29 protein-coding genes are annotated in these 24,614 nt (G+C 63.0%); 14 read left to right on the top strand and 15 right to left on the bottom strand.

Annotated features, from left to right (window positions below):
- The 6 genes from glyA to FHS69_RS03100 all read left to right on the top strand — a co-directional run bounded on the left by glyA (position 1) and on the right by FHS69_RS03100 (position 3,594).
- Positions 1-1,314: a serine hydroxymethyltransferase gene (gene glyA, locus FHS69_RS03075; protein ID WP_166776453.1), complete on the top strand. Its 1,314-nt coding sequence runs from the start codon at positions 1-3 to the stop codon at positions 1,312-1,314.
- A gap of 11 nt (positions 1,315-1,325) precedes the next feature.
- The gene (locus tag FHS69_RS03080) at positions 1,326-1,550 is read left to right on the top strand and encodes a hypothetical protein (RefSeq protein WP_094063132.1); all 225 of its coding nucleotides are present in this window, start codon (positions 1,326-1,328) and stop codon (positions 1,548-1,550) included.
- Positions 1,551-2,021: a transcriptional regulator NrdR gene (gene nrdR, locus FHS69_RS03085; RefSeq protein WP_094063133.1), complete on the top strand. Its 471-nt coding sequence runs from the start codon at positions 1,551-1,553 to the stop codon at positions 2,019-2,021. It abuts the gene before it with no gap.
- A complete protein-coding gene (locus FHS69_RS03090) occupies positions 2,008-2,736 on the top strand; it encodes an RNA methyltransferase (RefSeq protein ID WP_166776455.1) in 729 nt (242 codons plus the stop codon). The genes nrdR and FHS69_RS03090 overlap by 14 nt, the downstream gene beginning before the upstream one ends.
- An 83-nt stretch (positions 2,737-2,819) precedes the next feature.
- Positions 2,820-3,125 carry a hypothetical protein gene (locus tag FHS69_RS03095; RefSeq protein WP_166776457.1) on the top strand — a complete coding sequence of 102 codons (306 nt, stop codon included), beginning with the start codon at positions 2,820-2,822 and terminating at the stop codon, positions 3,123-3,125.
- A gap of 178 nt (positions 3,126-3,303) precedes the next feature.
- Positions 3,304-3,594 (top strand): hypothetical protein, encoded by a 291-nt coding sequence (locus tag FHS69_RS03100; protein WP_166776459.1) that lies wholly within the window; start codon positions 3,304-3,306, stop codon positions 3,592-3,594.
- Between the two features lie 241 nt (positions 3,595-3,835).
- On the opposite strand, the gene FHS69_RS03105 is transcribed toward FHS69_RS03100, so the two are convergent.
- Positions 3,836-4,153 (bottom strand): chorismate mutase, encoded by a 318-nt coding sequence (locus FHS69_RS03105; RefSeq protein ID WP_166776461.1) that lies wholly within the window; start codon positions 4,151-4,153, stop codon positions 3,836-3,838.
- Positions 4,154-4,359: 206 nt separating this feature from the next.
- Here FHS69_RS03105 and rpsD point away from each other — a divergent pair, with 206 nt between their 5' ends.
- The gene (rpsD, locus tag FHS69_RS03110; protein WP_067466956.1) at positions 4,360-4,974 is read left to right on the top strand and encodes a 30S ribosomal protein S4; all 615 of its coding nucleotides are present in this window, start codon (positions 4,360-4,362) and stop codon (positions 4,972-4,974) included.
- A 76-nt stretch (positions 4,975-5,050) separates the two neighbouring features.
- Here rpsD and FHS69_RS03115 read toward each other — a convergent pair whose 3' ends face one another.
- From FHS69_RS03115 to FHS69_RS03145, 7 genes are all read right to left on the bottom strand, one after another.
- Positions 5,051-7,045: an alpha/beta hydrolase family protein gene (locus FHS69_RS03115; protein ID WP_166776463.1), complete on the bottom strand. Its 1,995-nt coding sequence runs from the start codon at positions 7,043-7,045 to the stop codon at positions 5,051-5,053.
- A gap of 108 nt (positions 7,046-7,153) precedes the next feature.
- Complete coding sequence (locus FHS69_RS03120) at positions 7,154-7,873, bottom strand: M50 family metallopeptidase (protein ID WP_243844511.1); 720 nt, start codon at positions 7,871-7,873, stop codon at positions 7,154-7,156.
- A gap of 63 nt (positions 7,874-7,936) precedes the next feature.
- A complete protein-coding gene (gene tgt, locus FHS69_RS03125) occupies positions 7,937-9,061 on the bottom strand; it encodes a tRNA guanosine(34) transglycosylase Tgt (RefSeq protein WP_166776465.1) in 1,125 nt (374 codons plus the stop codon).
- Between the two features lie 2 nt (positions 9,062-9,063).
- Positions 9,064-10,011: a DUF481 domain-containing protein gene (locus FHS69_RS03130; RefSeq protein ID WP_166776467.1), complete on the bottom strand. Its 948-nt coding sequence runs from the start codon at positions 10,009-10,011 to the stop codon at positions 9,064-9,066.
- Between the two features lie 56 nt (positions 10,012-10,067).
- Positions 10,068-10,832: an ABC transporter permease gene (locus FHS69_RS03135; RefSeq protein WP_082892350.1), complete on the bottom strand. Its 765-nt coding sequence runs from the start codon at positions 10,830-10,832 to the stop codon at positions 10,068-10,070.
- Positions 10,829-11,770: an ATP-binding cassette domain-containing protein gene (locus FHS69_RS03140; RefSeq protein WP_166776469.1), complete on the bottom strand. Its 942-nt coding sequence runs from the start codon at positions 11,768-11,770 to the stop codon at positions 10,829-10,831. The genes FHS69_RS03135 and FHS69_RS03140 overlap by 4 nt, the downstream gene beginning before the upstream one ends.
- A 6-nt stretch (positions 11,771-11,776) precedes the next feature.
- Positions 11,777-13,207 carry an 8'-apo-carotenoid 13,14-cleaving dioxygenase gene (locus tag FHS69_RS03145; protein ID WP_166776471.1) on the bottom strand — a complete coding sequence of 477 codons (1,431 nt, stop codon included), beginning with the start codon at positions 13,205-13,207 and terminating at the stop codon, positions 11,777-11,779.
- A gap of 53 nt (positions 13,208-13,260) precedes the next feature.
- Between FHS69_RS03145 and FHS69_RS03150 the strand changes: the two genes are divergently transcribed.
- Positions 13,261-13,818 (top strand): TetR/AcrR family transcriptional regulator, encoded by a 558-nt coding sequence (locus FHS69_RS03150; RefSeq protein ID WP_067466971.1) that lies wholly within the window; start codon positions 13,261-13,263, stop codon positions 13,816-13,818.
- Positions 13,819-13,821: 3 nt separating this feature from the next.
- Here FHS69_RS03150 and queA read toward each other — a convergent pair whose 3' ends face one another.
- The 5 genes from queA to FHS69_RS03175 all read right to left on the bottom strand — a co-directional run bounded on the left by queA (position 13,822) and on the right by FHS69_RS03175 (position 17,344).
- A complete protein-coding gene (gene queA / locus FHS69_RS03155; RefSeq protein WP_166776473.1) occupies positions 13,822-14,850 on the bottom strand; it encodes a tRNA preQ1(34) S-adenosylmethionine ribosyltransferase-isomerase QueA in 1,029 nt (342 codons plus the stop codon).
- Between the two features lie 37 nt (positions 14,851-14,887).
- Positions 14,888-15,583 (bottom strand): peptidylprolyl isomerase, encoded by a 696-nt coding sequence (locus FHS69_RS03160; RefSeq protein ID WP_166777043.1) that lies wholly within the window; start codon positions 15,581-15,583, stop codon positions 14,888-14,890.
- Positions 15,584-15,672: 89 nt separating this feature from the next.
- Positions 15,673-16,182, bottom strand: coding sequence for a pantetheine-phosphate adenylyltransferase (coaD, locus tag FHS69_RS03165; RefSeq protein ID WP_067466978.1), 510 nt, complete (start codon positions 16,180-16,182; stop codon positions 15,673-15,675).
- Entirely contained in the window at positions 16,182-17,072 is an 891-nt protein-coding gene (locus FHS69_RS03170; RefSeq protein ID WP_166777044.1) for a polyprenyl synthetase family protein, read from the bottom strand. The genes coaD and FHS69_RS03170 overlap by 1 nt, the downstream gene beginning before the upstream one ends.
- 14 nt (positions 17,073-17,086) lie before the next feature.
- Complete coding sequence (locus FHS69_RS03175; protein ID WP_067502358.1) at positions 17,087-17,344, bottom strand: exodeoxyribonuclease VII small subunit; 258 nt, start codon at positions 17,342-17,344, stop codon at positions 17,087-17,089.
- A 64-nt stretch (positions 17,345-17,408) separates the two neighbouring features.
- Here FHS69_RS03175 and FHS69_RS03180 point away from each other — a divergent pair, with 64 nt between their 5' ends.
- From FHS69_RS03180 to FHS69_RS03200, 5 genes are read left to right on the top strand one after another with little or no spacing between them, the layout of a single operon-like run.
- A complete protein-coding gene (locus tag FHS69_RS03180) occupies positions 17,409-17,804 on the top strand; it encodes a DUF2177 family protein (protein ID WP_166776475.1) in 396 nt (131 codons plus the stop codon).
- A 3-nt stretch (positions 17,805-17,807) separates the two neighbouring features.
- Entirely contained in the window at positions 17,808-18,479 is a 672-nt protein-coding gene (locus FHS69_RS03185) for a hypothetical protein (RefSeq protein ID WP_166776476.1), read from the top strand.
- Between the two features lie 19 nt (positions 18,480-18,498).
- Positions 18,499-20,745, top strand: a complete 2,247-nt coding sequence (purL, locus tag FHS69_RS03190; RefSeq protein WP_166776478.1) for a phosphoribosylformylglycinamidine synthase subunit PurL — start codon at positions 18,499-18,501, stop codon at positions 20,743-20,745.
- A gap of 5 nt (positions 20,746-20,750) precedes the next feature.
- The gene (locus FHS69_RS03195; protein WP_166776481.1) at positions 20,751-21,158 is read left to right on the top strand and encodes a DUF3052 family protein; all 408 of its coding nucleotides are present in this window, start codon (positions 20,751-20,753) and stop codon (positions 21,156-21,158) included.
- Between the two features lie 25 nt (positions 21,159-21,183).
- A complete protein-coding gene (locus FHS69_RS03200) occupies positions 21,184-21,855 on the top strand; it encodes a nitroreductase family protein (RefSeq protein WP_166776483.1) in 672 nt (223 codons plus the stop codon).
- A 2-nt stretch (positions 21,856-21,857) separates the two neighbouring features.
- Here the strand turns inward: FHS69_RS03200 and FHS69_RS03205 are convergent, their stop codons facing one another.
- Entirely contained in the window at positions 21,858-22,706 is an 849-nt protein-coding gene (locus tag FHS69_RS03205; protein ID WP_166776485.1) for a Coq4 family protein, read from the bottom strand.
- 53 nt (positions 22,707-22,759) lie between these two features.
- Complete coding sequence (gene serB / locus FHS69_RS03210) at positions 22,760-23,659, bottom strand: phosphoserine phosphatase SerB (protein ID WP_166776487.1); 900 nt, start codon at positions 23,657-23,659, stop codon at positions 22,760-22,762.
- On the opposite strand from serB, the gene miaA reads away from it, so the two are divergent.
- Positions 23,652-24,605 carry a tRNA (adenosine(37)-N6)-dimethylallyltransferase MiaA gene (gene miaA / locus FHS69_RS03215; protein WP_166776489.1) on the top strand — a complete coding sequence of 318 codons (954 nt, stop codon included), beginning with the start codon at positions 23,652-23,654 and terminating at the stop codon, positions 24,603-24,605. The two genes, serB and miaA, sit on opposite strands and share 8 nt — an antisense overlap.
- Positions 24,606-24,614: the final 9 nt, after the last annotated feature.

Raw genomic sequence — 24,614 nt, forward strand, 5'->3', positions numbered from 1 at the left:
TTGGCCACCCAGCCCGCCCCCGCGCACCGCAGCCCGACCGACCGCTTCTGGCACGACTCGCTGGCCGAAGCCGATCCCGAGATCCACGACGCCATTCGCAAGGAACTGGCTCGCCAGCAGGACAAAATCGAACTGATCGCGTCCGAGAACATCGCTTCGGCTGCAGTGCTCGAAGCGACCGGATCGGTCTTCACCAACAAATATGCCGAAGGCTATCCGGGCAAGCGCTATTATGGCGGTTGCGACTATGCCGATGTCGTCGAGACGCTGGCGATCGAACGCGCCAAGCAATTGTTCGGCTGCGCCTTCGCAAACGTGCAGCCCAATTCGGGCAGCCAGATGAACCAGGCGGTGTTCCTCGCCCTGCTGCAGCCGGGCGACACCTTTATGGGGCTCGACCTCAATTCGGGCGGACACCTGACGCATGGGTCGCCGGTCAACATGAGCGGCAAGTGGTTCAATCCGGTCAGCTATGGCGTGCGCAAGGACGACGAGCGGATCGACATGGACGAGGTCATGGCGATCGCGAAGGAGCACAAACCCAAGCTCATCATCGCTGGCGGCACTGCCTATTCTCGGGTCTGGGACTGGGAAGCCTTCCGCAAGGTCGCCGACGAAGTGGGGGCTTACCTCATGGTCGACATGAGCCACATTTCGGGTCTCGTGGCAGGCGGTGCGCACCCCAACCCCTTCCCGCACGCACATATCGTCACCACCACGACGCACAAGTCGCTGCGCGGGCCGCGCTCGGGCGTGATCCTGTGGAACGACGAGGAATTCACCAAGCCGATCAACATGGCGGTCTTTCCCGGCATGCAGGGCGGGCCGCTGATGCATGTCGTCGCAGCGAAAGCGGTTGCTTTCGGTGAAGCGTTGCGTCCGGATTTCAAGGATTATGCGAAACGCGTCGTCGAGAACGCGCGCGCTCTGGCCGAAGGCATCGAGGCCAATGGGCTGCGCGTGGTGTCTGGCGGCACCGACAATCACTCGATGCTGGTCGACCTCACTGCGAAGGACGTCACCGGCAAGGCCGCCGAAGCCGGGCTCGACCGCGCCTGGCTGACCTGCAACAAGAACGGCATCCCCTACGATGCGCGCAGCCCCTTCGTGACCAGCGGCATCCGGCTCGGCACCCCCGCAGGCACCACGCGGGGCTTCGGCCCCGACGAATTCCGAACCATTGGCGCGCTGATCTGCGACGTGGTAGATGGTATGGGGCGCAATGGCCCCGAAGGTGACGGCCAGATCGAGGAACAGGTCCGCGGGAAGGTTGCCGAATTGTGTCAGGCCTTCCCCGTCTACCCGGGGCGCTGAGGAGACAGGCAATGGACGACCGCGAACCGCAGCATCAGGATCACGATCTGGTTTCCGACGCAGGAGACGAGATCAAGGGCATGGCCAAGGACGGCCTCAAGCACCCTTCGACCAAGCCGGTGCTGACCGGGGCGGCGATCGGCGCGATCGCCGGTGGCGTGCTGCCGGTGGTGACCTGGCCGCTGGGTCTCGTCGCGGGCGCCGGCTTCATGCTCTACAAGCGCCTCCGACCGTAGATGCGCTGCCCCTTTTGTGCCCATGACGACAGCCAGGTAAAGGACAGTCGTCCGACCGAGGATTCCACCTCGATCCGTCGCCGGCGCCAGTGCTCGAGCTGCGGTGCGCGTTTCACCACTTTCGAGCGCGTGCAATTGCGCGAAGTGACGGTGGTCAAATCGGGCGAGCGCCGCCAGCCCTTCGAACGCAGCAAGCTCGAACAGTCGATTGCGCTCGCATGCCGCAAGCGCGATGTCCCGCAAGAGCGGATCGACCAGCTCGTCTCGGGGATCCAGCGGCAAGTCGAAACCGCGGGCGAAGCGGAAATCGCCTCCAAACGGATCGGCGAAATGGTGATGGACGGGCTGCGCGGAATCGACAGCGTCGCCTATATCCGCTTCGCCTCGGTCTATCGCGATTTCAGCGAAGCCCGCGACTTCGAAGCCTTTGCCAGCACTGTACAGGAAGCGGCCAACCATGAGCGCGGCTGACCAACGCAAGCCGATCGTCGTGCTGGTGCGCCCGCAATTGGGCGAAAACATCGGCAAGGCGGCGCGCGCCATGCTCAATTTCGGCCTTACCGAGATGCGGCTGGTAGAACCACGCGACGGATGGCCCAATCCCTCCGCCGGCCCTGCCGCGGCCGGAGCCGACATCATCCTCGACCGGGCGCAGGTATATCCCAGTACGGCCGAAGCCGTGGCCGATTGCGCGCATGTCTACGCCACCACCGTGCGCAAGCGCGGCGTCACCAAGCCGGTCGTCACGCCCGAGGAAGCGAGCCGCGAGATCGCCGGTGCGCAGGGCCGCAGCGCGATCCTGTTCGGCCCGGAACGTTCGGGTCTCGAAACCGAGGACGTCGCGCTTGCCCGCGCAATCCTCACCGTGCCGATAAATCCCGAATTCGGCTCGCTGAATCTCGCGCAGGCCGTGATCCTGTGTGCCTATGAATGGTCGAAACACGAACATCTGGTCCAGCCTACGCAAGAGGAGTTGCTCCCCCCGGCGCCGCAGGAAGACCTCGACGGGCTGATCGGCCACCTCGAGGGCATGCTCGAACCCAAGGGCTATTTTCTCCCCGAGTCGCGCGCCGAGGCAACCCGCCGGACGCTTCGCGGCGTGCTGACCAAGCCTGGCTGGAACCATCTCGAAGTCCGCACCCTGCGCGGAGTTCTGTCCTCGCTCGGCCGCGGACCTAAGACCTAGAAGATGCCGATTTCAGATAATTGAGTTCTTGTGGTATGCTTTTGAAATGGCTGCTTGGGTAGCCATTAATTGGGGAGATCACGATGAACACGAAGACAATTGCGGCCGGTATCGCTGGCGCTTTTCTTTGTATCGGCCCGGCGGTCGCACAGGATAACGAGGAAAACGATGCAGTCGCGACTAGCAGTTCCACGCAGGAGAGCCTGAAGACTGCATCCGTAGAGCGGAGAGACGAACGCGTTAGTTGCCGCGATCTCGCGCCCAAGGCCGGAACGAGGATCCCCGGACGCCGCGTATGTTTGCCCCAGTACAAGTGGGATGAGTGGGACGAAACCACGCGCGAAACCGCACGCGACATTGAGATGCGTGGGCGCATTCGTAACAATTGAGGCCTGACACGCGCTCCATCGCTTGTTAGGATATTGCGCTCTACCGGTCGTTGGGGGAGCCATTCGTGTCGTAATTGCATCGCGAATGGGCATCTAGATGTCGATGTCATAGGGTGATACCGATGGTGAAAACCACGGCCTAATTGATTTCATTACCTTTTACCAATTGGAGAATCGCATGACCCCGATCAAACTGTTTCTTGCGGCAAGCGCAGCCGCTTTCATCACGTCGCCAGTTCTTGCCGGTGATGGCGAAAAGGCTGAAATCGTTAGCGAAGGCAGCGAAAAAGCGGATCACGATGCGACTGTCCGCTGCAAGCGCCTCGCTCCGCCGGTCGGAACGCGCATGCCGGGAAAGAAAGTCTGTAAAACCAACGCGGCCTGGCGCCTCGAAAAGGAAGCAGCCCGAGATGCCGCGCGTGAAAGCCAGGATCGCAGCGCTACCGGCAACACCCGCTCGAACGGCTGATCGGGCCTAGAGCCCCTCTTTCAGCCGCTGCTTCTTGGTTCACCTTGTTCGGCGAGATGCCCGAGCAACAGTTCATCCTACGAAGCAATACTGCGTCGCAGCTATCGTAGGCGCGAACTTCCTGGCTGGCCCTCCAAATCAAGGCGGGGCCGGCCAGGGACGCTACGCAAGAAATTCGCAAAAAACGCCAAGTGAGCCAGCATAGCGATACGGGAAACCCGCGGCAGCCAGTCGCATAGGCTCAATCGGTACGGCGTAACCGATCCCAAGTGTCGAGCTCGTAATCGATCGAAGCTTCGACCAGAGCGTCCCAGATCGACGCTATTCTTTCGAACGGAAGCCTCCTGTCCTCCGCATCCGCGCGAGCGTTTTCGATAACCTCCTGCTTGCGCGCTTCGTCCCGCACAACGTTGCGGTCAGTCTTTATCCGCGCTGCGGCCCGCATGTAGCCGAACCGGCGCTCCAGCAGTTTCATCAATTCGCGATCGGTCGCGTCGACCCCGCGCCGTACATCCCGCATGTCGGTGCAATCTTCGGGCAGTTTGATCGTGTCATTCATGGTAGAGCGCCCTGCCCCGCCCACGGGCGCTTGTCGAGCGCCTATGTTCAGACTTGACGGCGCGTACGATATTGCTATTGGCGCGCCTTCGCGAATTGGCTCCGCACCCCGGTGAAGCGGCAGCCGCGTCGATGTTCGCATCGACGGTGCGATGCCGGGTTGGATGGCCATCGTCCGGATGGCTCAGCAAATTGAAGGAAGATACCATGACGAAGCGCACCAGCGCCAAGTACAAGCTCGACCGCCGGATGGGCGAAAACATCTGGGGCCGCCCGAATTCCCCGGTCAACAAGCGTTCCTACGGCCCCGGCCAGCACGGCCAGCGCCGCAAGGGCAAGATGAGCGACTTCGGCCTGCAGTTGCGCGCCAAGCAGAAGCTCAAGGGCTACTACGGCGACGTGACCGAGAAGCAGTTCAAGCGCACCTACAAGGAAGCGTCGGCGATGAAGGGCGACACCGGTCAGAACCTGATCGGCCTGCTTGAACAGCGCCTCGACATGGTTGTCTATCGCGCCAAGTTCGCCCCGACGATCTTCTCGGCCCGCCAGATCGTGAGCCACGGCCACATCTACCTCAACGGCGTGAAGACCAACATCGCTTCGGCCCGCGTCAAGGTCGGCGACGTCGTTTCGCTTGGCAAGAAAGCCCAGGAAATGGCTCTGGTCATCGAAGCACAGAGCCTGCCCGAGCGCGATATTCCCGATTATGTCGCACCTGACGGCAACGACAAGGTGACCTTCACCCGCGTGCCGAAGCTCGACGAAGTGCCCTATCCGGTCACGATGGAACCGAACCTCGTGGTCGAGTTCTATTCGCGCTAAGCCTTACGGCAACGACACAGAAAAAAGGGCGGTCCCTCGCGGGGCCGCCCTTTTTTCTTTGCCAGATTGAAGGAGCTCAGTTCCGCAGGCTAGCGGCCAGAAACTGGTCGATCTTCACCAGCATTTCCTTACGCGCCGCACTGTCATCCAGATCGTGCGCGAGGTCATCGAACTCGATATACTCCACCGTCTTGCCGGCCTTCACCAGCGCCTCGTTCATCCGGCGCCCCTGCTCGACGTTGACGTTCTGATCCGCGTCGCCATGAACGATTAGCACCGGCGAAGCGAACCGTGCCACGTTCTGAGTGGGACTTCCCTCGACCAGATGCGGACCATCACCCAGTTGCTTCGCAATCAGGCTATAGCTCGAGAATTCGCGATCTTCCTCGCGCAGACGGCGCAGATCGGTGACCGGCGCGATGGCCACGACCGCTTTGTAAAGGCTCGGATCAAGGACCTGCGATTGCAGCGCCGCGTAGCCACCGTAAGACCAGCCCACTGTCGATAGCTTGCTGGCATCGGCGATTCCCTCAGCAATTAGCCAACGTCCCGCGTCGTTCACATCGCTGATCGCAGTCCGCCAGTTCTGAAAGCCGTTCTCCCCGAACCAGTTCGCGCCATAGCCTGCAGAACCGCGGAAATTGGGCTGGAGCACCGCGTATCCTCGGGCGGCAAAGAACTGCACGAGCCAATCGAAACCCCATTCGTCCCTTGCCGATGGCCCACCATGCGGCATGACAACGGCCGGCAGGTTTTTTCCGTCCGATCCGGGGGGAAGCGTGAGATAGGCTGGAACGCGTGTGCCATCCGCTGCGGTATAGGTAACCGCCTTCATCGAAGCCAATTGACGTCCCACCGTCTCTTCGCGAATTGGCAGCAATGGGCTGAGCGATTTCGCCGTCTGATCGAACATGTAGAGCATGCCCGGATCGGTATCGCTGGCCGCTATTACGAGAAGTTCGTTTTCATCCGAGCTGGCACCGGCGATATTGATCGGCGGTCTGCCCGGCAGCGCGCCGGCCAGCGCGGTAGCAAGCTCGTCCATCACCGGATCGAAATAGCGCACGTAGCGCTTCTCGGTCGCATAGCTGGCCCCGATTACCCGCCCCCGGCGTCCCAGCGTCACGACATCGTCAACGTCGTAATCACTTACCGCAAAAACCTTGGTCCGGGTATTCGCACCGTCGAGGCTCATCGAATAAAGCGCGTAGTGGCCGCTCTCATCGACGTCGTAGCCATACGCCAGATTGCTCTTGGCATCGACCGCCTGGGGACGGAATCCCGGGGTATAGCCTTTGGCCACCTCGACCCGCGACAGGGGTAGCCAGCGATCGGAATCCGCCGTTCGATAGAAATAGGCGACGGTGTCATCATAATATCCTGAAGGGTTCAGGTTCTGCGTCGCCTTGATCCGGATCCGTCCGCTATCGTCCGCGAGGTAGAAACGCGCATCCTTGTCCGGGCCTTCTACCTTGCGTTCCTTTCCGCTCACGATGTCGTACGAGATCACACCGATCCCGTCCTCGCTGTTCGCCAAGCGCGTGTTCAAGGATTCTTCCTTCACATATTGGCGAGACATGAGAATCGAGCTGTCGCTGGATTCCGAGTTAAGCGAAATGATCGATCCGCCATTCCAGATACCTGCCAAAGCGCGCAGGTTGCGCGGTGCCTCGATAGACTGCGCGTTCTGTCCATCGGCATCGATCGCAATGAGCCGGGTCCCGCCGAGAAACTTGCCCAGCGTGGCATCCTTAGTCGTCATGTAGAGACGACAGATAAGTCGCTCGTCGGTGACCCAGCGGCACGATGTAAGATCGCCCGAGATATCATCCGAAACGAGCGAGCGTTGCGGCGGCGTGCCGGCTTCGAGGTCGACCGAATAAAGTGTTTCGCCGTTCGAACCGAACGGAGCGACATAGGCAAGCTTGTTGCCCGAAGGCGACAGACTGACATGCAAAACCGATTGGCGGGCTCCGAAAACGGCAGCGGTTTCCTCTGCGGTTTCGGCAAGAGCGGGCGCGGCCAACGCGCACAGCGAAATGGCGCTGACGCCAGCGAAGTACTTTCTCATGATAAACGACCCCCAAGAAGTGGTGCAACGAAGACTAACGTCGCCAAACGTTGTTGCAACCATCTACAGGGGGTTTATCTCGCACTTATCCCGAAAGACGTTGGCGGCCTATTTCGAAGCGATCCGCAGCGATTTCCACACCATCAGCACGATCGCCACGGTAATGAGGCCGCCCCAGAACCAGTAAGGTAGGAACAGGGCAGCCGCGATCTGTCCGGTATCCGACGGCACGGTGCTACCGCCGACTTCCCCACCGGGACTGAAGAGATAGCCGATGTCCTGATAGACACTCACCGCGCCTTGTACGCCAAGGAACTCGACAGCGATGCGCCGCCATTTCGCATTGCCGCGGAGCGCGATGTAGAACGCTGCGAGGGCGAAGGCGGGCAAGACGAGCCAACCGGTCAGCGAACGGACCCAGATGATGGTGCTCGCGAGCAGCGCGGCTCCGAGCGCGAACAAAGCCCAGCGCGTAGCCCACCGCGATCGCGCGGCGATAATCAAGGCACAGCCCGCCAGCGTCGGCCCCAGCAGGCCGGCAGCGGCCACCAGGGCTTGCTCTACCCCCCACAACCGCCCGGAATAGGCCGCGTAGCCCGAACCGTTCGCATAGATGACGAGCCGTTCGAATTCGGCGCCAAGCGCTGCAGCGGTCAGGCCGTGCGCTATCTCGTGCCACCAGGTCGACAGCAATGTGAACGGAAGCAGCAGCATCGTCCCGGTCTGCGTCTGCCAGGCGAGAATCGTCAGCACGGCAAAGGCGAGGATGCTGCTCTGTTCGCGCTTGAACGACCGTTTCACTTCATCCTCCGCATCGAGAATACCCAATCTGAGGCGCAACCAGCGCTTCGGGGGTGGGCGTTATCGCGCCGGGCCTGCCGTACCTACGCGCTAGCCCAAGTATTCGCTCCGAAACTGCGCGGCAAAGGCGGCGAAGCGCCCTTCCGCAATCGCGTCGCGCATGGTCTGCATCAATTGCTGGTAGAAGGCGATGTTGTGCTCGGTCATCAGCATGGCGCCGAGGATTTCCTGCGACTTGATCAGGTGGTGCAGGTAGGCACGCGTGTAGGTGCCACAAGTGTCGCAGGCGCAGCGGCTGTCGAGCGGCTCCTGATCCTCGGCGAAACGCGCGTTGCGCAGGTTGATCGGACCGTTCCAGGTGAACGCCTGGCCGTTGCGGCCCGAACGGCTCGGCAGCACGCAATCGAACATGTCGACGCCGCGTTCGACCGCGCCGACCAGATCGTCGGGCTTGCCCACTCCCATCAGATAGCGCGGGCGGTCCTGCGGCAATTGCCGGGGCGCGAAATCGAGTGTGGCGAACATCGCCTCCTGCCCCTCGCCCACCGCGAGCCCGCCGATGGCATAGCCGTCGAAGCCGATTTCGGTGAGCTTCTCGGCACTGATTTGGCGCAGATCCTCGTCGAGAGCGCCCTGCTGGATACCAAAGAGGGCGGAGCGTTCGGCATGATCGCCGCCGCCATCGAAGCCATCGCGACTGCGCTTCGCCCAGCGCATGCTCATTTCCATGCTCGCCGCGATCTCGTCGCGCGGGCGGTCGGCACGCGGGCATTCGTCGAACGCCATCACGATGTCGCTGCCCAGCAGCCGCTGGATTTCCATGCTGCGTTCGGGCGTCAACATGTGTTTGGACCCGTCGATATGGCTGCGGAACTCGACTCCCTTCTCGGTTAGCTTGCGCAGGTCGGACAGGCTCATCACCTGGTACCCGCCGCTGTCGGTCAGGATCGGGCGGTCCCAATTCATGAATTGGTGCAGCCCGCCGAGCCGTGCCACGCGCTCGGCGCCCGGACGCAGCATCAGGTGATAGGTATTGCCGAGGATGATGTCGGCACCGGTCTTGCGGACGGTTTCGGGCTTCATCGCCTTGACGGTCGCCGCCGTACCCACCGGCATGAAGGCCGGGGTACGGATCGTCCCACGCCGCATCGCGATGCTGCCGGTCCGCGCGGCGCCGTCGGTCGCATCGATGGTGAAGGCGAAACGCTCGCTCATTGTCAGAAGCCGTAGATGAGGGTGGCACGGGTCAGCGTGTCGGTGCCTTCCGACCCCGCTGGCGGATTGCTGTCGTACTCGACCTTGTAGGAAAGACGCGAACGCAGCCGGTTGCTGACCCGGAAATCGAGGCCGGTCACCAGATTGATCGTGGTGTTGGCCCCGTCGAAGATCAGCGTTGCCTCGCCGCCGGTTTCCGCTAGCGCTTCGACATCCTGCGTCAGCTTGAGACGGTCGAGCATTTGCCAGTCGAAATCGATCCCGACCAATCCGGCGAGCCGATCTGCGCTGGTCCCGTCGGTGAAATCCGTCACGCGATAGGCGGGGCCCGCCTTGAGCGAGAGTTTGAGCTTCGGATTGTCGAGGATGCGATAGCCAAGGCCCCCCGACACCGAATAGCGCGAAGAGAAACCTTGTATCCGGTCACGTTCGTATTGTGCCAGGCCGTAGGCAAAGATGTTCTCGTCGAATTGCCAGCGCGGCTCGTAGGAGGCGGCGAATTGTTCGCGACTGGTGGAGCCGTTCTGACGCTGGTAATCTGCGCGCAGGCGGATCGAATGGGTCCAGTCGATGCCTTCGCGATCGAGCCGCAAAGCGGCCGCTACCCCGACCGATTCGGTATTGCCGCTCGATTGGAAGGCACCCAGTTCGCCCTCGCCCGTCCAGCGGTCGAACATGTCCGCGTTGATCAGCGCGGTTCGCTCCGCCTCGGCCTCGGCTGCGCGGCGCGCCGCCAGCGTGATCTTCCACTGGTCGTTGATGGCATCGATCGTGCTGCGTTCTTCGGGCCAGGTGCTGCGCGCGAGACCGATGACCGTAGCCACCTTCTTCTCGTCACCGCTGGCAATCGCCGCATCGATCATTGCGCGGGCACCCTCGGGAAGCTCGGCCTGTGCGGCGGTTGCGGTGCAACCCAGGAGGACGGAAAGGATCAGGGAGACAAAACGCATGCGCTGCGCCTAGCGCCTTGTTTCGCGCCTCGCCACCCTCCAAGCGATGGATCGTGTCAGGCGCGCAGGCGCCAGCCCGTGCGGAAGATATAGGCGATCACTGCAACGCAAAAGGCAAGGAAACCCAGTGTGATCGCAAAGCTGACACCGATATCGACGTCGCTCGATCCGTAGAAGGTCCAGCGCAGCCCGCTGACCAGGTAGACGATCGGGTTGGCCAGCGCGATCGTGTCCCACGGCTTGGGGAGCATGTCGATCGAATAGAAGGTGCCGCCAAGGAAGGTCAGCGGGGTGAGAAACAGCATCGGGATGATCCCGAGCTTCTCGAAATTGTCCGCCCATATGCCGAGAATGAAACCGAACAGGCTGAACGCCGACGCGACCAGCATGATGTAGAGCACGGCAAGCACCGGATGCGCGATCGAATAGTCGACGAACAATCGCGCGGTAACGAGGATAATGGCCGCGAGCAGCAGGCTCTTGGTCATTGCCGCGCCGACGAAGCCCAGCAGCGTTTCGGCCACGCCGACGGGCGCGCTGAGCAATTCGTAGATCGTCCCGGTGAACCGCGGCATGTAGATGCCGAAGCTCGAATTGCTCGTGGTTTCGCCCAGCAGCGTCAGCATCAGCAGGCCGGGAATGATGAACGCGCCGTAATCGACCCCGCCGAGGTCGGGCATCCGCCCGCCGATCGCCGCACCGAAAACGATGAAATAGAGCGAAGTCGTCAGCACCGGCGCAAGCACCGACTGAAAGGCCGTGCGCAAGAAACGCATCAGTTCGCGTGTGTAGATCGACCAGGTCGAACGCCACGAAATCACGCCGCGCCTCCTTCTTCACCCAGCAGGGAAACGAAAATGTCCTCGAGGCTGCTCTCGCGCGTCTCGATGCCCGTGAAATCGATCCCTGAACCGATCAGCGCCTTGGTCAGTTCGGCAACCTCGGCCTTGCCTTTGCCGGTGCCGTCGCCGCCACGATAGCAAAGCGATGCGCCGTCCGCTTCGAGCTCGACGGGGAATTTCGCGATCGCCGGGGGAATCATGTCGAGCGGCCGGGCCAGCGTGATATGTGCCTCGGTCCGTCCCAGTCGTGCCATCATCGCGTCTTTTTCGTCGACCATCAGCAGCTTGCCGCGATTGATGATGCCGACGCGGTCGGCCATCATTTCCGCTTCCTCGAGGTAATGCGTGGTCAGGATGATGGTCACGCCGCGTTCGCGCATGGAATCGATGACCGCCCACATGCCCTTGCGCAGTTCGACATCGACGCCTGCGGTGGGCTCGTCGAGGAACAGCAGGTCGGGTTCGTGCGCCAGCGCCTTGGCAATCAGCACGCGGCGCTTCATGCCACCCGACAAGGCCATGATCCGCTCGTCGCGCTTCTCCCACAGCGAAAGCGAGCGGAGAATTTCCTCGATGCGCGCCTTGTCCGGAGCCAGCCCGAACAGCCCGCGCGAATAGCTGACCGCGCGTTCGACCGGCTCGAACATGTCGGTGCTCAGTTCCTGCGGCACCAGCCCGATCCGGCTGCGCGCGCGGCGCCAGTCACGCGCCATGTCGTGCCCGAATGCGGTGATCGTTCCGGCGCTGGGCCGAACCAGTCCGCAAACCGCACCGATCAGCGTGGTCTTGCCCGCCCCATTGGGGCCCAGCAGGGCGAAAATCTCGCCCTTGCGGATGGTCAGATCGACATCGTCGAGCGCCTTCAGGCCACCGGGATAGACCTTGGAAAGGCCCGCGAGTTCGAGAATCGGCTCCACGCGCTCCTAGCTAGCGGTGATCCAGTTGCCGTGAAAGCCCGGAGGGATGAGATGCGGAATTTGCACCGTAGCGACCAAATCGAGGCTCATCGCATCGAGGATCTCGAGCGCGCTGGTGCGGCGATTGCGATCGATGACGTAGCCCATCACCCAGCCATCCCCTTCAGCCGCATCCCCGCTGCGCGGGACGAAGACGAACTCGCCGGGAATGCGACCCTCGCCGAAATCACGCTGCACCCGCTCGCCGGTGGCGAGATCGTGGCGATAGAGCGGCATGGGGGCGACGAATTCGAGATCGCCATCCTCGGGCATGCCCATGGTCCACAAATAACGATAGTCTCCGGCAAAAAAGCGTTCGTCGGGGCGCGGAAATTCCTGCCCTGCCGGATCGAGCGTGGTTCGAACCACTTTCCCGCCCTTGCCATCGACAGTCCAGCGTTCGAGACCGAGCGCCTTGCCATAGGGCCCGGGCATCTCGCCATCGAAAATCGTTTCGTAGGCGCACAGGTCGATGGTCACCTGGCCGGTCTGGTCTTCGAAACTGTTGCCGACGTGGAATACGTAGCAAGGGTCTACCTCGTGCCACACCACCGCGTCCCCGCTTGCGCCGCGCGGCAGCAGGCCGACACGTGCGCGATGCTCGCGGTTCCAGCGATAGGGGAACCGGTGGCCGGCAATCAGCGCCGACATGGAGAACGTCACCGGCAGATCGAGAATGACGACGAAGTTTTCGGTGAGCGCGCAATCGTGGATCGAGGGCCCGTTGCGAACCTTCATAGGGGTCTCGCGCAAGACCTTTCCGCTGGCGTCCATCCCAACATGACGGATGGTGTCCTGCGAAGTGCCTTCGTAGCAGATCGCGTGGAACTCTCCCGTACGCGGACAGCGATGCGGATGTGCAGTGAAGGAGCCGGTCAGCCCGCCGCCTAAATCGGAATAGGCGACGCTGTCCAGCCCCCCGTCGAGCTCTACCGGGAAGCTGCTGGCCTCGACCAGAGCCATGATCCTGCCGCCGATATCGACTACGTTGGTGTTCACCGTGTCCCCGAAACCGCGCCGTGGACCGCCCACCGCCGCAGGTCCGCCCTTGGCTTCCAGGTCGCGCGACCGAATGAACCGGTTGCGATACCATTCGGCCCGGCCGTCACGCAGACGGACGCCGTGGACCATTCCGTCGCCCAGGAACCAGTGGTGCCCCCTGCCTGCCGAGCCGTGGGGATTAGGCCCGATCCTGACATAGCGACCATCGAGTTCGGTCGGGATTGCGCCCGTGACGGCGAGTTCGGTGAGCGTATGCTCCTCGCGCAGCGGCTCGTGCACGCCATGGAGAAAGGGATTGGCATCTTCGCCCTGCAAGCGGGTGCGGTTGAGACTTGCCACAGCCTGGATGGCGGGGGTGACTGCCTTACGGATGGTTTTCTCTATGACGCTTGTCATGACCGATTCGCTCCGGTTAAGTGAACGCCGTAAACATAGAGGCCGAGATAACAGTGTCAACATCGACTGCGAACTACCATCACGGGAATCTTCGTGACGCGCTGCTCTCCGCAGGGCTGGCAGCGCTGGAAGGTCCGGATGGCCAGGCACCTTCGCTGCGCGAACTGGCGCGGCGAACGGGTGTCTCCGCAACTGCGGTCTATCGCCATTTCCCCGACAAGCAGGCGCTCGACAAGGCGCTTGCGCGCGAAGGCCTAAAGCGCCTCGGCAGCGAACAGGCCGAAGCGGCCAAGCGCGCAGGTGGCGGGGCCGAGGGTTTCGCCGAGACGGGCCGCACCTATGTCCGCTTCGCGCTAGCGCACCCGGCCCTGTTCCGGCTGATGTTCACGCAAGGCAGCCCCGTCGACGATACGGGAACGCCCGACGAAGCCCGCGCGCTGCTCACTGCCAATACGCAGGCACTTGCGAGCGATCCCGAACGCGCCGAAACGCTCGCACTGCAGGCATGGTCGATCGCGCATGGGATCGCCATGCTGATGCTGGATGGCCGCATACCCGCCGATGATGCGTTGATCGACCGGATGCTCGCCACGGACAGCCTGTTTCCCTGACCTTCAGGGCAGCAGCAGCGAGGAATCCCCATAGCTGTAGAAACGGTATTCCCGCGCGATGGCATGCGCATAGGCGGCCATCATCCGGTCGCGCCCCATCAGTGCACTGACCAGCATCATCAGCGTCGACTTGGGCAGGTGGAAATTGGTCATCAACCCATCGACCGCGCGGAAGCGATAGCCGGGGGTAATGAAAATGTCGGTGTCGCCTGCAAACTCCCGGATGACGTCATCATCACCCGTTGCGCTTTCGAGCAGGCGCAGGCTGGTGGTACCGACCGCGATGATGCGGCCACCGGACGCGCGCGCCGCGTTAAGCCGCCGCGCCGTATCCGCCTCGATCCGACCCCATTCCGAATGCATCGCGTGATCGTCGGTATCTTCGGCCTTCACGGGCAAGAAAGTCCCCGCCCCGACATGCAGCGTCAGCGTTTCGCGGGCAACGCCCGCTGCATCAAGCGCGGCAATAAGGTCGGGTGTGAAATGGAGTGCAGCGGTTGGCGCCGCGACCGCGCCGTCTTCGGCGGCGAACATCGTCTGATAATCCTCGCGGTCGCGCGCATCGGTCTCGCGTTTGCCTGCGATATAGGGAGGCAAGGGCATCCGCCCTGCCCGTTCGAGTAGAACCTCGACCGGTTCCTCGCCTTCGAAGGCCAGCACGAAACTCCCATCGGGGAGGCGGTCCTCCGCCACAGCGGTGACCCCGCCGCCGAACTCGGCAATGTCGCCCACGCGCAGGCGCTTGGCATTGCGTACGAAGGCCTGCCAGCGGCGCAGGTCGATCCGCTTGTGCAACGTCGCGCCGATGCGCGCTTCGCCGCGACGCCCCTCGAGCTGCGCGGGGATCACGCGCGTATCGTTGAACACCAGCACATCGCCTGCGCGCAGCAGCCCCGGCAGGTCGCGTACGCCGCGATCCTCGAACGCTCCGTCGTTGCGCACCACGAGCATGCGCGCGGCATCGCGCGGCCGCGCTGGACGCAGCGCGATCCGTTCGGGCGGAAGTTCGAAATCGAAAAGGTCGACTTTCATCGCGCCGCCCCTAGTCCGGGTGCGGCGCGATGGGAAGTCAGTTGCCGAGCGGCGCGTTCAGATCGTCAATCGAGATGTCGGCATCCGCGGCCCGCGCGGCGGGCATGGCCGGAACCGGCTTGTTGTCTGCCGCGATGGAGGCCTGCAGGATCCGCGTGGGATTGGCAGGCGGCTCGCCCCGCTGGATCGCATCGACGCCGGCCATGTTGGAGATGACCCGGCCGAAATTGGTGTAATTGTCGTCGAGATTGAAGCGCGGGTAGAACACGATGAAGAACTGGCTGTTCGCGCTGTCGGGGCTGGCCGAACGGGCCATCGAGACCGTGCCGCGTAGATGCGGCATCGGATTGAATTCCTCCGCGATGTCGGGAAGCTCCGACCCGCCGGTGCCGGTTCCCGTGGGATCGCCGGTCTGCGCCATGAAGCCGTCGATCACGCGGTGGAAGATGATCCCGTCATAGAACCCCTGCCGCGTCAGCGTCTTCACCCGCTCGACATGATTGGGAGCCCAGTCGGGCTTGAGCCGGATCGCCACCCGCTCGCCGTTCGAGAGGTCGAGCAGCAGGATGTTCTCGCGGTCCTCCTCGAGATTGAAATCGACCGGCGTGTACACGCGCGTATCGGCGACAGACTCTTCGGTCGCGGCACCGGCAGCCCCGTCCTGCGCCAATGCGGCAGAGGAAGAAGCGGCAAAGGTCAGCGCGGCAGCGAGGGCAAGCGAAGTCTTGAGCATCGTCATTCCGTGGCAATGTCCTGGATTGCGCAGCCCCTAGCGAGCGGGGACTGTCGGTTCAATGAATAGCTTGGCCGTCGACCGCCGCGTCAACCGCCGCGCGGCCCGATCTTCTGGACTCGGGCCTCGACATCGCTGCGCACCGCGGGGGTGACGAACTTCTCGATCGGCCCGCCGTAAAAGGCGATTTCCTTGACCAGGCGGCTGGCGATCGGCTGCAATTCGACATCGGCCATCAGGAAGACGGTCTCGATCTGATCGTTGAGCTGGCGGTTCATCCCGGTGAGCTGGTATTCATATTCGAAATCGGTCACGCCGCGGATGCCGCGGATCACGATGTCCGCACTCATCTGCGCGGCAAAATCCATCAGCAGCGAATTGAAGCCGACCACGCGAATAGAATCTTTCTTGATCCCGGCGACTTCGCGCTCGACCATGGCGATGCGCTCGTCATCGTCGAACATGGGCGACTTCGCAATATTGGTCGTGACGCCGATAATCAGTTCGTCCACCAGCTTCGCGCCGCGTTCGATGATGTCCATATGCCCGAGCGTGATGGGATCGAAAGTCCCCGGATAGATGCCGATCCGCTTGGCCATTAGTGATCCCTCTTCACGATGAAATGTGCAAGCTCGACCAGCAGGCGGGCGTCTTCGCCGTGCCCCGCGAGATGGTGCCCTGCCTGTTCGACCAGCATGGTAGCCTGTGCGCGTGCCTGCTCGACCCCCATCAGGGTGACGAACGTCTGCTTGCCCTGCTCTTCGTCCTTGCGCAGCGCCTTGCCCGCCTTGGCCTCGTCTCCTTCGACATCGAGCAGGTCGTCGGCGATCTGGAAGGCCAGTCCGATGTCGCGGGCATATGCCCGCAGATGCGTGCGCCCCTCGGGCGGAACGCGGCCGAGCACCGCGCCCATCTCCACGCTTGCCGCCAGCAGCGCGCCGGTCTTGAGTTGCTGCAGCCGGGTGACCTGGCGCAGATCGTAGGATTGTTCCTCGGAGACGATGTCCATCATCTGCCCGCCCGCCATGCCCTCGTGCCCGCTCGCCTTGGCAAGCGTCGCCACCAGTTCGGCGCGCGTAAACGGATCGGTGCTGGTGTCGGGCTGCGTCAGGATGTCGAACGCCAAAGCGTGCAGACAATCGCCCGCGAGCACTGCGGTCGCTTCGTCGAAAGCCCGGTGCAAGGTCGGCTTGCCATGACGCAATTCGTCATCGTCCATGCAGGGCAAATCGTCATGGATCAGCGAATAGGCATGAATAGCCTCGACCGCACAGCCCGCATTGATGGCCGCGTTGCGATTGACGCCGTAGAGCTCCGCCGTGGCAACCAGCAGCAACGGGCGCACACGCTTGCCGCCGCCGATCGTGGCATAGCGCATCGCCTCGACCAATCGTGCGCGCGTATCGTCGGGCACAGGAAGAAACGCATCGAAAGCGCTGTCGACTTCACCCTGTACCCGCTCGAAGGCTTCGCCCAGAAGGTCGGGCATGGCCATGGTCACGCTCACGCGGCGTTGCCCGTGTCGAAAGGCTCGGTGCCCGCAGGCTTGCCATCGGGTCCCGCCACGATCTTCTCGATCCGTGCCTGCGCCGCGTCGAGCCGCTTCTGGCAGGCTTTGCGTAGTTGTTCGCCGCGTTCGTAAAGATCGATGCTCTCGTCGAGCGGCACATCGCCGCTTTCAAGCCGCCGCACCACGCCTTCGAGCTCGCGCAGGGCCTGCTCGAAGCTCAAATCCGAAATCTGTGACTGTTCCTCTGCCATCGCGGGGAAGCATTGACGGTCCGCCTGCGCCCGGTCAAGTAAACCAAAAAGGGGGAACGCGAATATGACGTGGATTGTCGCCGCAATCACTGCTGCCTTGGTGTTCGGAGCGCTCGACGCGGTCTGGTTGAGCTGGGCGGGCCCCAATTTCTACCGCCCCAGGCTCGGCGATATCCTTGCCGACAGTTTCCGCATGATGCCGGCGCTGGTATTCTACGCGGCCTATATTGCGGCGATCGTCTGGCTCGCTGTCCGTCCTGGCCTCTCCCTCGGTATCGGCGCAGCCGCGCTCAACGGGGCATTGCTGGGCGCAATCTGCTACGCGACCTACGACCTGACCAATCAGGCGACGATGCGGACCTGGTCGACCACCGTCACCGTGGCGGACATAGCGTGGGGCGCATTCGCCACGGCTGTCGCGGCAGCTGCGGCGAGCTTTGCCGCAGCCAAGTTCGCCTGAACGGTGTTCATCGGCCATTTCGCCCCTGCCTTCGTGGCACGCGGCATAACCAAGGATGCGCCGAAGCTCGGCGTGTTGTTCATCGCTGCACAACTTGTCGATTGGGCATTCTTCACCTTGGCGATCGTGGGGGTCGAAAAGCTCCGGATCGTCCCAGGCATTACCGCGATGAGCCCGCTCGACCTGTACCACATGCCCTATACGCACAGCCTGCTTGCGAGCGCTATCTGGGCGCTGGGCTTCGGTGCAATCGTATGGCTGGTGTCGAGCAGTATGGTGGCTGCAACGTGGGCGGGCATCGTCGTCGTCAGTCACTGGCTGCTCGACCTGCTCGTGCACCGCCCCGACCTCACCATCGCGGGTGGCGATTACCGTCTTGGCGTCGGACTGTGGAATTCGCCTGCGCTTGCCATGCCGGTCGAACTGATCCTGGTGCTCGGCGCCTACTGGTTCTACATCGCGCGCACCAAGGGGCCGCTGGTGCCGCCGCTGATCCTGCTGACCACGATGATGCTGCTGCAGGCCTTCGACTGGTTCGGACCTGAACCGGTGGCCGTGGGCCCGGGATTCTCGATCATGGCACTGCTCGCCTTCGGTTTGCTCACCACGATGGCCTTCTGGGTACAGTCGACGCGCTGGCATAAAAACACGGTGGGTCTGGCGGTCGCGGGCTAGCGAGGCTAAGCGCGCGCGCATGGCAACAGTCGAATCCGCGATCACCCCCGAAGTCGTCGAACAGCACGGCCTCAGCCCCGAAGAATACGAGCGCGTGCTTAACGCACTGGGCCGCGAGCCCAATCTCGTCGAGCTGGGTATCTTCTCGGTCATGTGGTCCGAACACTGCAGCTACAAGAGCTCGCGGCTGCACCTCAAAAAGCTGCCGACCGAGGCGCCGTGGGTAATCTGCGGGCCGGGCGAGAATGCCGGCGTTATCGATATCGGGGACGGACAGGCCGCCATCTTCAAGATGGAGAGCCACAACCACCCGAGCTATATCGAGCCCTATCAGGGCGCGGCAACCGGCGTGGGGGGCATCCTGCGCGATGTCTTCACCATGGGCGCGCGCCCGGTGGCGAACGCCAACGCGCTGCGCTTCGGCCGCCCCGAACATCCCAAGATGCAGCACCTGGTGAAGGGCGTGGTTTCGGGCATCGGCGGCTATGGCAATTGCGTAGGCGTCCCGACCGTCGCGGGCGAAACCAATTTCCACCCCGCCTATGACGGCAACATCCTCGTCAATGCGATGACCGTGGGCGTCGCCGATACCGACAAGATCTTCTATTCGGCCGCGACCGGCGTGGGCAATCCGATCGTCTATGTCGGGTCGAAGACCGGCCGTGACGGGATCCACGGTGCAACCATGGCCAGCGCCGATTTCGAGGAGGACGCGGACGCCAAGCGCCCCACCGTGCAGGTGGGCGATCCGTTCACCGAGAAGCTGCTGATCGAAGCTTGCCTCGAATTGATGGCGACCGATGCGATCGTCGCCATTCAGGACATGGGCGCAGCCGGCCTCACCTCCTCGAGCGTCGAAATGGCCACCAACGGCAAGGCGGGCATTCGCCTCGACATGAACAAGGTGCCGTGCCGCGAAGAAGGCATGACGCCTTACGAGATGATGCTCAGCGAAAGCCAGGAGCGCATGCTCATGGTGCTGAAGCCGGGCAAGGAAGAGATGGCCGCCGCCATTTTCGAAAAGTGGGAACTCGACTTCGCTGTCATCGGCGAAGTCACCGACACGCGGCACATGGTTCTCGAATTCGATGGCGAGGTCGTTTGCGACATCCCGCTGGGGCCGCTGGCGGCGGATGCGCCCGAATACGACCGGCCTTACCTTTCGAAGGACGATTATACCGCCTGGGCCGGCATCAAGCCGATGCAACAGCGTCCCGACACCAGCGATGTCGGTGGCGACGTGATGAAGCTGCTTGCCTCGCCCCACCTCTCGTCGCGTCGCTGGATTGCGGAACAGTACGATAGTCAGGTCGGTGCCGACACGCTGCAGACCGGCGGCGATGCGGGCGTGGTCCGGGTGCATGGCACCAAAAAAGCGCTCGCGATCACCACCGATTGTACTCCGCGCTATGTCCATGCAGATCCCTATGAAGGCGGCAAGCAGGCGATCGCCGAGGCCTATCGCAATCTTTGCGCGGTCGGCGCACGTCCTCTGGCAGTGACCAACTGCCTCAATTTCGCCAACCCGCAGCGGCCCGAGATCATGAGCCAGTTCGTCCATGCCCTCGAAGGCATGGGAGCGGCCTGTCGCGAGCTCGACTTCCCGATCGTCTCTGGCAATGTCTCGCTCTACAACGAGAGCAAGGCGACCGGCGGTGGCAGCGCCATCCTGCCAACGCCCGCGATCGGCGGCGTCGGGCTGATCGACGATTACGCCACAATGATGACGATGCCGTTCAAGGCAGAGGGTGAGGCGATCTACCTGATCCGGGCCGAACATTGGGCGACGCCCGACCCGGAACGCTCGCATCTCGGCAAGTCACTATGGCTCAGCGAAATCCACGGCCGCGACGAAGGGCGCACGCCGCCGACCGACCTGACCGTCGAGAAGAATGCGGGCAAGATCGTCCTCCAGCTCATCGCCGACGGGCTGGTCAGCGCAGTGCACGACGTCTCGGATGGCGGGCTCGCCATCGCGCTCGCGGAAATGGCAATGGCGGGCGGCATCGGAGCCGAGGTCGAATGGCACCAGGACTACACGCAGGCGCAGTGGTGGTTCGGCGAAGACCAGGGTCGGTACGTGGTGACCGTGCCCGATACCGATGCTCTAAACGCAGCACTCGCGAAGGGCACCGAGGACGACGAAACCGCATCGATCGGCTTTCGCCGTATCGGCCGGACCGGTGGTAATACGCTGTTCGGCAATTCGATCGATGCGATGCGCGCCGCGCACCACAGCTTCTTCGCAGACTGGATGGAAGGCTGACCGCGATGGCGGCGGGCTATTCCGAGACGCCGCTGGCGAAAAAACTGAGCCTGCGCGACGGGCAGCGGGTGTGGTTCGATGCCATGCCCGAAAGCGTCCAGGACGAAATCGGCGAATATGCACTCGAGTTGCTGTTTGTCGGCGGTCCCGAGGAAGCGCCCGATGCGGCGCATGTCTTCGTGACGAAGCGCGCCGATCTGGAAGACAGGCTCGAACGGCTGCGCGCGCATATGGCGCCCGACGGCCATGTCTGGGTGAGCTGGCCGAAACAAGCCTCCGGCGTACCCAGCGAAATCAGCGAAGACACGATCCGCGAGATCGCTCTACCGCTTGGCCTTGTCGACACCAAGGTCTGCGCAGTGGACGAGGTCTGGTCGGGCCTCAAACTGGTGATCCGCAAGGAATTGCGCTGAACAACGGCCCGGTCAGGAGCATTCCATGCGCGATCACGATACCGTCCCCTACTCGCTACCCGCCCTCCCCGTCGAGGACAGCATCGCGCGTGCGCGCGCCATGCGCGACCGGTTGAAACAGCGCCGCACCTGCCGCTATTTCTCCGACGCCCCCGTACCGCGCGCCGTCATCGAAGCTGCGATCGAGGCTGCGGGTACTGCACCCAATGGTGCCAATCATCAGCCGTGGCATTTCGTTGCCGTCGCATCGCCCGAAACCAAGCGCGCCATCCGCGAGGCTGCCGAGGAGGAGGAACGCAACTTCTATTCGGGGAAGGCGAGCGAAGAGTGGCTCGAAGCGCTGGGTCCGCTGGGTACCGATGCCGACAAGCCGTTCCTCGAAACCGCGCCATGGTTAATCGTCGTATTCGCGCAACGAAAAGGCGGTATCGCCGAGGACGGCGAAACGCAGAACTATTACGTCAGTGAAAGCGTGGGCATTGCCTGCGGCATGCTGATCGCAACCTTGCACGAGGCGGGTCTGGCGACGCTTACGCATACGCCTTCGCCCATGGGGTTCCTGCGCGAGATTTGCGGGCGGCCGGACCATGAAAAGCCGGTCATGGTGCTGGTCGTGGGGCATCCTTCCGAAGGTGCGACCGTTCCCGCACACGCGCTCCGGAAAAAGCCGTTGGAGCAGATCGCCAGCTGGCTCTGATCTCAGGCGGTCGCCGGCATTCCGGGTTCGGCACGCGAGGCGAGCAGATCGTAGGGATCAACCCCTTCCTGCCGCCAGACATGATGGCAAACACGGTACCAGTGCGGGTCGGGGATCGAGAACCGGGCGCGCACTTCAGACAGATTGCAGGCCAGCAATTCGCGGATCGATTGCGCAGCCAGCGTCGGGCAGGCCTTGCCCGTGCGGTGCGCCTGACGCACTGCACGCATGACCGGAGCCTCGCTCTTCACCAGCCTTTTGAGATGCAGCGATCCGGCATAGCCGAGCAACAAATGGCCCTGGCTGGGCGCCTGCCCATGCGTGAACAGCAAAACACATTGTTCACCCAGCGCATCGCGCCCATAACCGGTCAGCACATGCATCAGGTCATGCGTGTCGCGCTGACGATAGCCGAACCACTGGACGAGATCATCATAGCTCGGGCTGCCCGATCTGGCCGATTCCTCGACCAGGCCCGCCGCCGATAGGCCCTCGCGCTCCATGAAATCGCAATAGGCATGCGCCACCGAACCCTTGGGCATTTTCCGCAGCGCGTCGTGATCGTCGAGGATCGGCGGGAGGTACGGTTCGCTTTCGCGCAGCGCTTCCCCTTGCGGGTTCAACGTCACCGCGCGCACCCGCGACAGGAAACGCGCTGACGGCAGCGCGTCGTAGATCTTGAAAACCTCGGCGGTATTTTCCTTGTCCTTCAGCAACTCGCGAAAATGACGGAAGGCGGCGAAGGGGCGATACCGGGCTCGAGGGCGATCCGGATGACGAAGCGGAGTGCCGTCGCTCGCCAGCTCGAAGTTGGCGAACTCATACGATCTGGGGGAGACGCGTTCGTTCATGACCGGTTGCAGTTTAATGACAGCCGGTGGTGGCGGATTGGAAAAGCTCGCCATCAGGCGCGGCTGGGCGGTGCCTCGATCCAATCGCTCTCGGGGATACCGAAGAGCTTGAGCAGATTGGTAAGATCGCCGTGCTCGATCCGGCCGTTCGCCGCCTCGCGCGCTTTCGGCTTCGCGCGGTAGGCGATGCCGTAATCCGCTGCGGCGATCATCGGGATGTCGTTGGCCCCGTCGCCCGTCGCCAGCACGCGCGTCCCCTCGCCCAGCCGATCGCGTTCCTCTTGCAATGTCGCAAGCTTGGTCGAGGCATCGCTGACCGGGCCGGCCAGTTCGCCGGTCAGCCGGCCGCCGGAAACTGCAAGGCGATTGCCCACCACGCGCTCGAACCCCAACCGATCGGCCAAGCGGTCGGCGAAATGATGGAAACCGCCGGTCACGAGGACGGTTCGACATCCCTTGCTGCGCAAGGTTGCCACCAGCGTACGCGCGCCCTCGACCGGCTGGATTCGCTCGTCGAGGCACTGCGCGATCGCGCCTTCCTCGAGCCCCTCGAGTAAGGCGACACGCTCGCGCAGCGCGCTTTCGAACTCCAGCTCGCCACGCATTGCCCGCTCGGTAATGTCGGCAACGCGATCCTTGAGCCCTGCAAAATCGGCCAGTTCGTCGATACATTCCTGCCCGATCATGGTCGAGTCCATGTCGGAGACGAACAGCCGCGGCACCTCTATCTCATGGTCTGCAACCAGCAGGTCGGCACTTGAGAAAAGCTCGGCGAGGATTGCGGTCAGGCGCGATGCATCGCCATGCGGCAGCGACAGCTGGAGCACATCGCCACAGAAATCGAGCATCCCCGCAAGCGCAACCGGCATGTCGGCGGCAGCGCAGGCTTCGAGTGCCGCATCGAGCCGTGTTTCCACGCCGTCCATGTCTGCTATCAGCCGCGCAATGAGCACTCGAAAACCTCCCGATCGGAAACCGGTCGCGCTCATTGCAGGACCGACCGCCAGCGGCAAGAGCGATCTCGCGGTGACCCTCGCCGAACGCCTCGCAGATGCGGGCCGTCGCGGCGTGGTGATCAATGCCGACAGCCAGCAGGTCTATCGCGACCTGCGCGTTCTCTCCGCGCGACCCGACGAGTCCGAGATGCGAGGGATCGATCATCGGCTGTTCGGCACGTGGGATGGCGAAGCGGCCTGCTCCGCGGCGGACTGGGCGCAGGCCGCAAAGGCCGAAATAACCGCGGCACATGCCACGCAAGCCGTGCCCATTCTGGTTGGCGGGACCGGGCTGTACATGCGCACGCTGCTCGACGGGATTTCGCCAATCCCCGCCATCGATCCGGGAATTCGCGAACAGGTGCGCGCCCTCGCAACCGAGGACCTGCGCGCGCGGCTGGTCGCCGAGGATGCCGAGGCGGCGGGCCGTCTGGGTCCGCGCGACAGCCAGCGGATGGCGCGCGCGCTGGAAGTCATCCGTTCGACGGGCCGGCCCATCGCGTACTGGCAGGCGCGCCAGAGCGGCGGGATCGGCGCTACGATTGCATTGCATCCGCTGGTCCTGCTGCCCGAGCGCGAATGGCTCAACGAACGCTGCGACAGACGTTTCGAACTGATGCTCGATGGCGGCGCCATCGCCGAGGTCGAAGCGCTGCTCGCACGCGGTCTTGATCCGGCATTGCCCGTCATGCGTGCCATCGGCGTGCCCGAAATTGCGGGCATGATCCAAGGCGAACTATCGCGCGCTGAAGCTATCGCGGCTGGTCAGACCGCGACACGTCAGTATGCCAAGCGGCAATATACGTGGTTTCGAAACCAACCGCCCGCCTCATGGCCCCGCACGAATAACAAAACTATCGCCGAACACGATTTTTTTGTTTCTTTGTTTCAAAAAGACGATTGACCACGCAAT

It is taken from the genome of Qipengyuania flava (assembly GCF_011762005.1).
Taxonomy (GTDB): domain Bacteria; phylum Pseudomonadota; class Alphaproteobacteria; order Sphingomonadales; family Sphingomonadaceae; genus Qipengyuania; species Qipengyuania flava.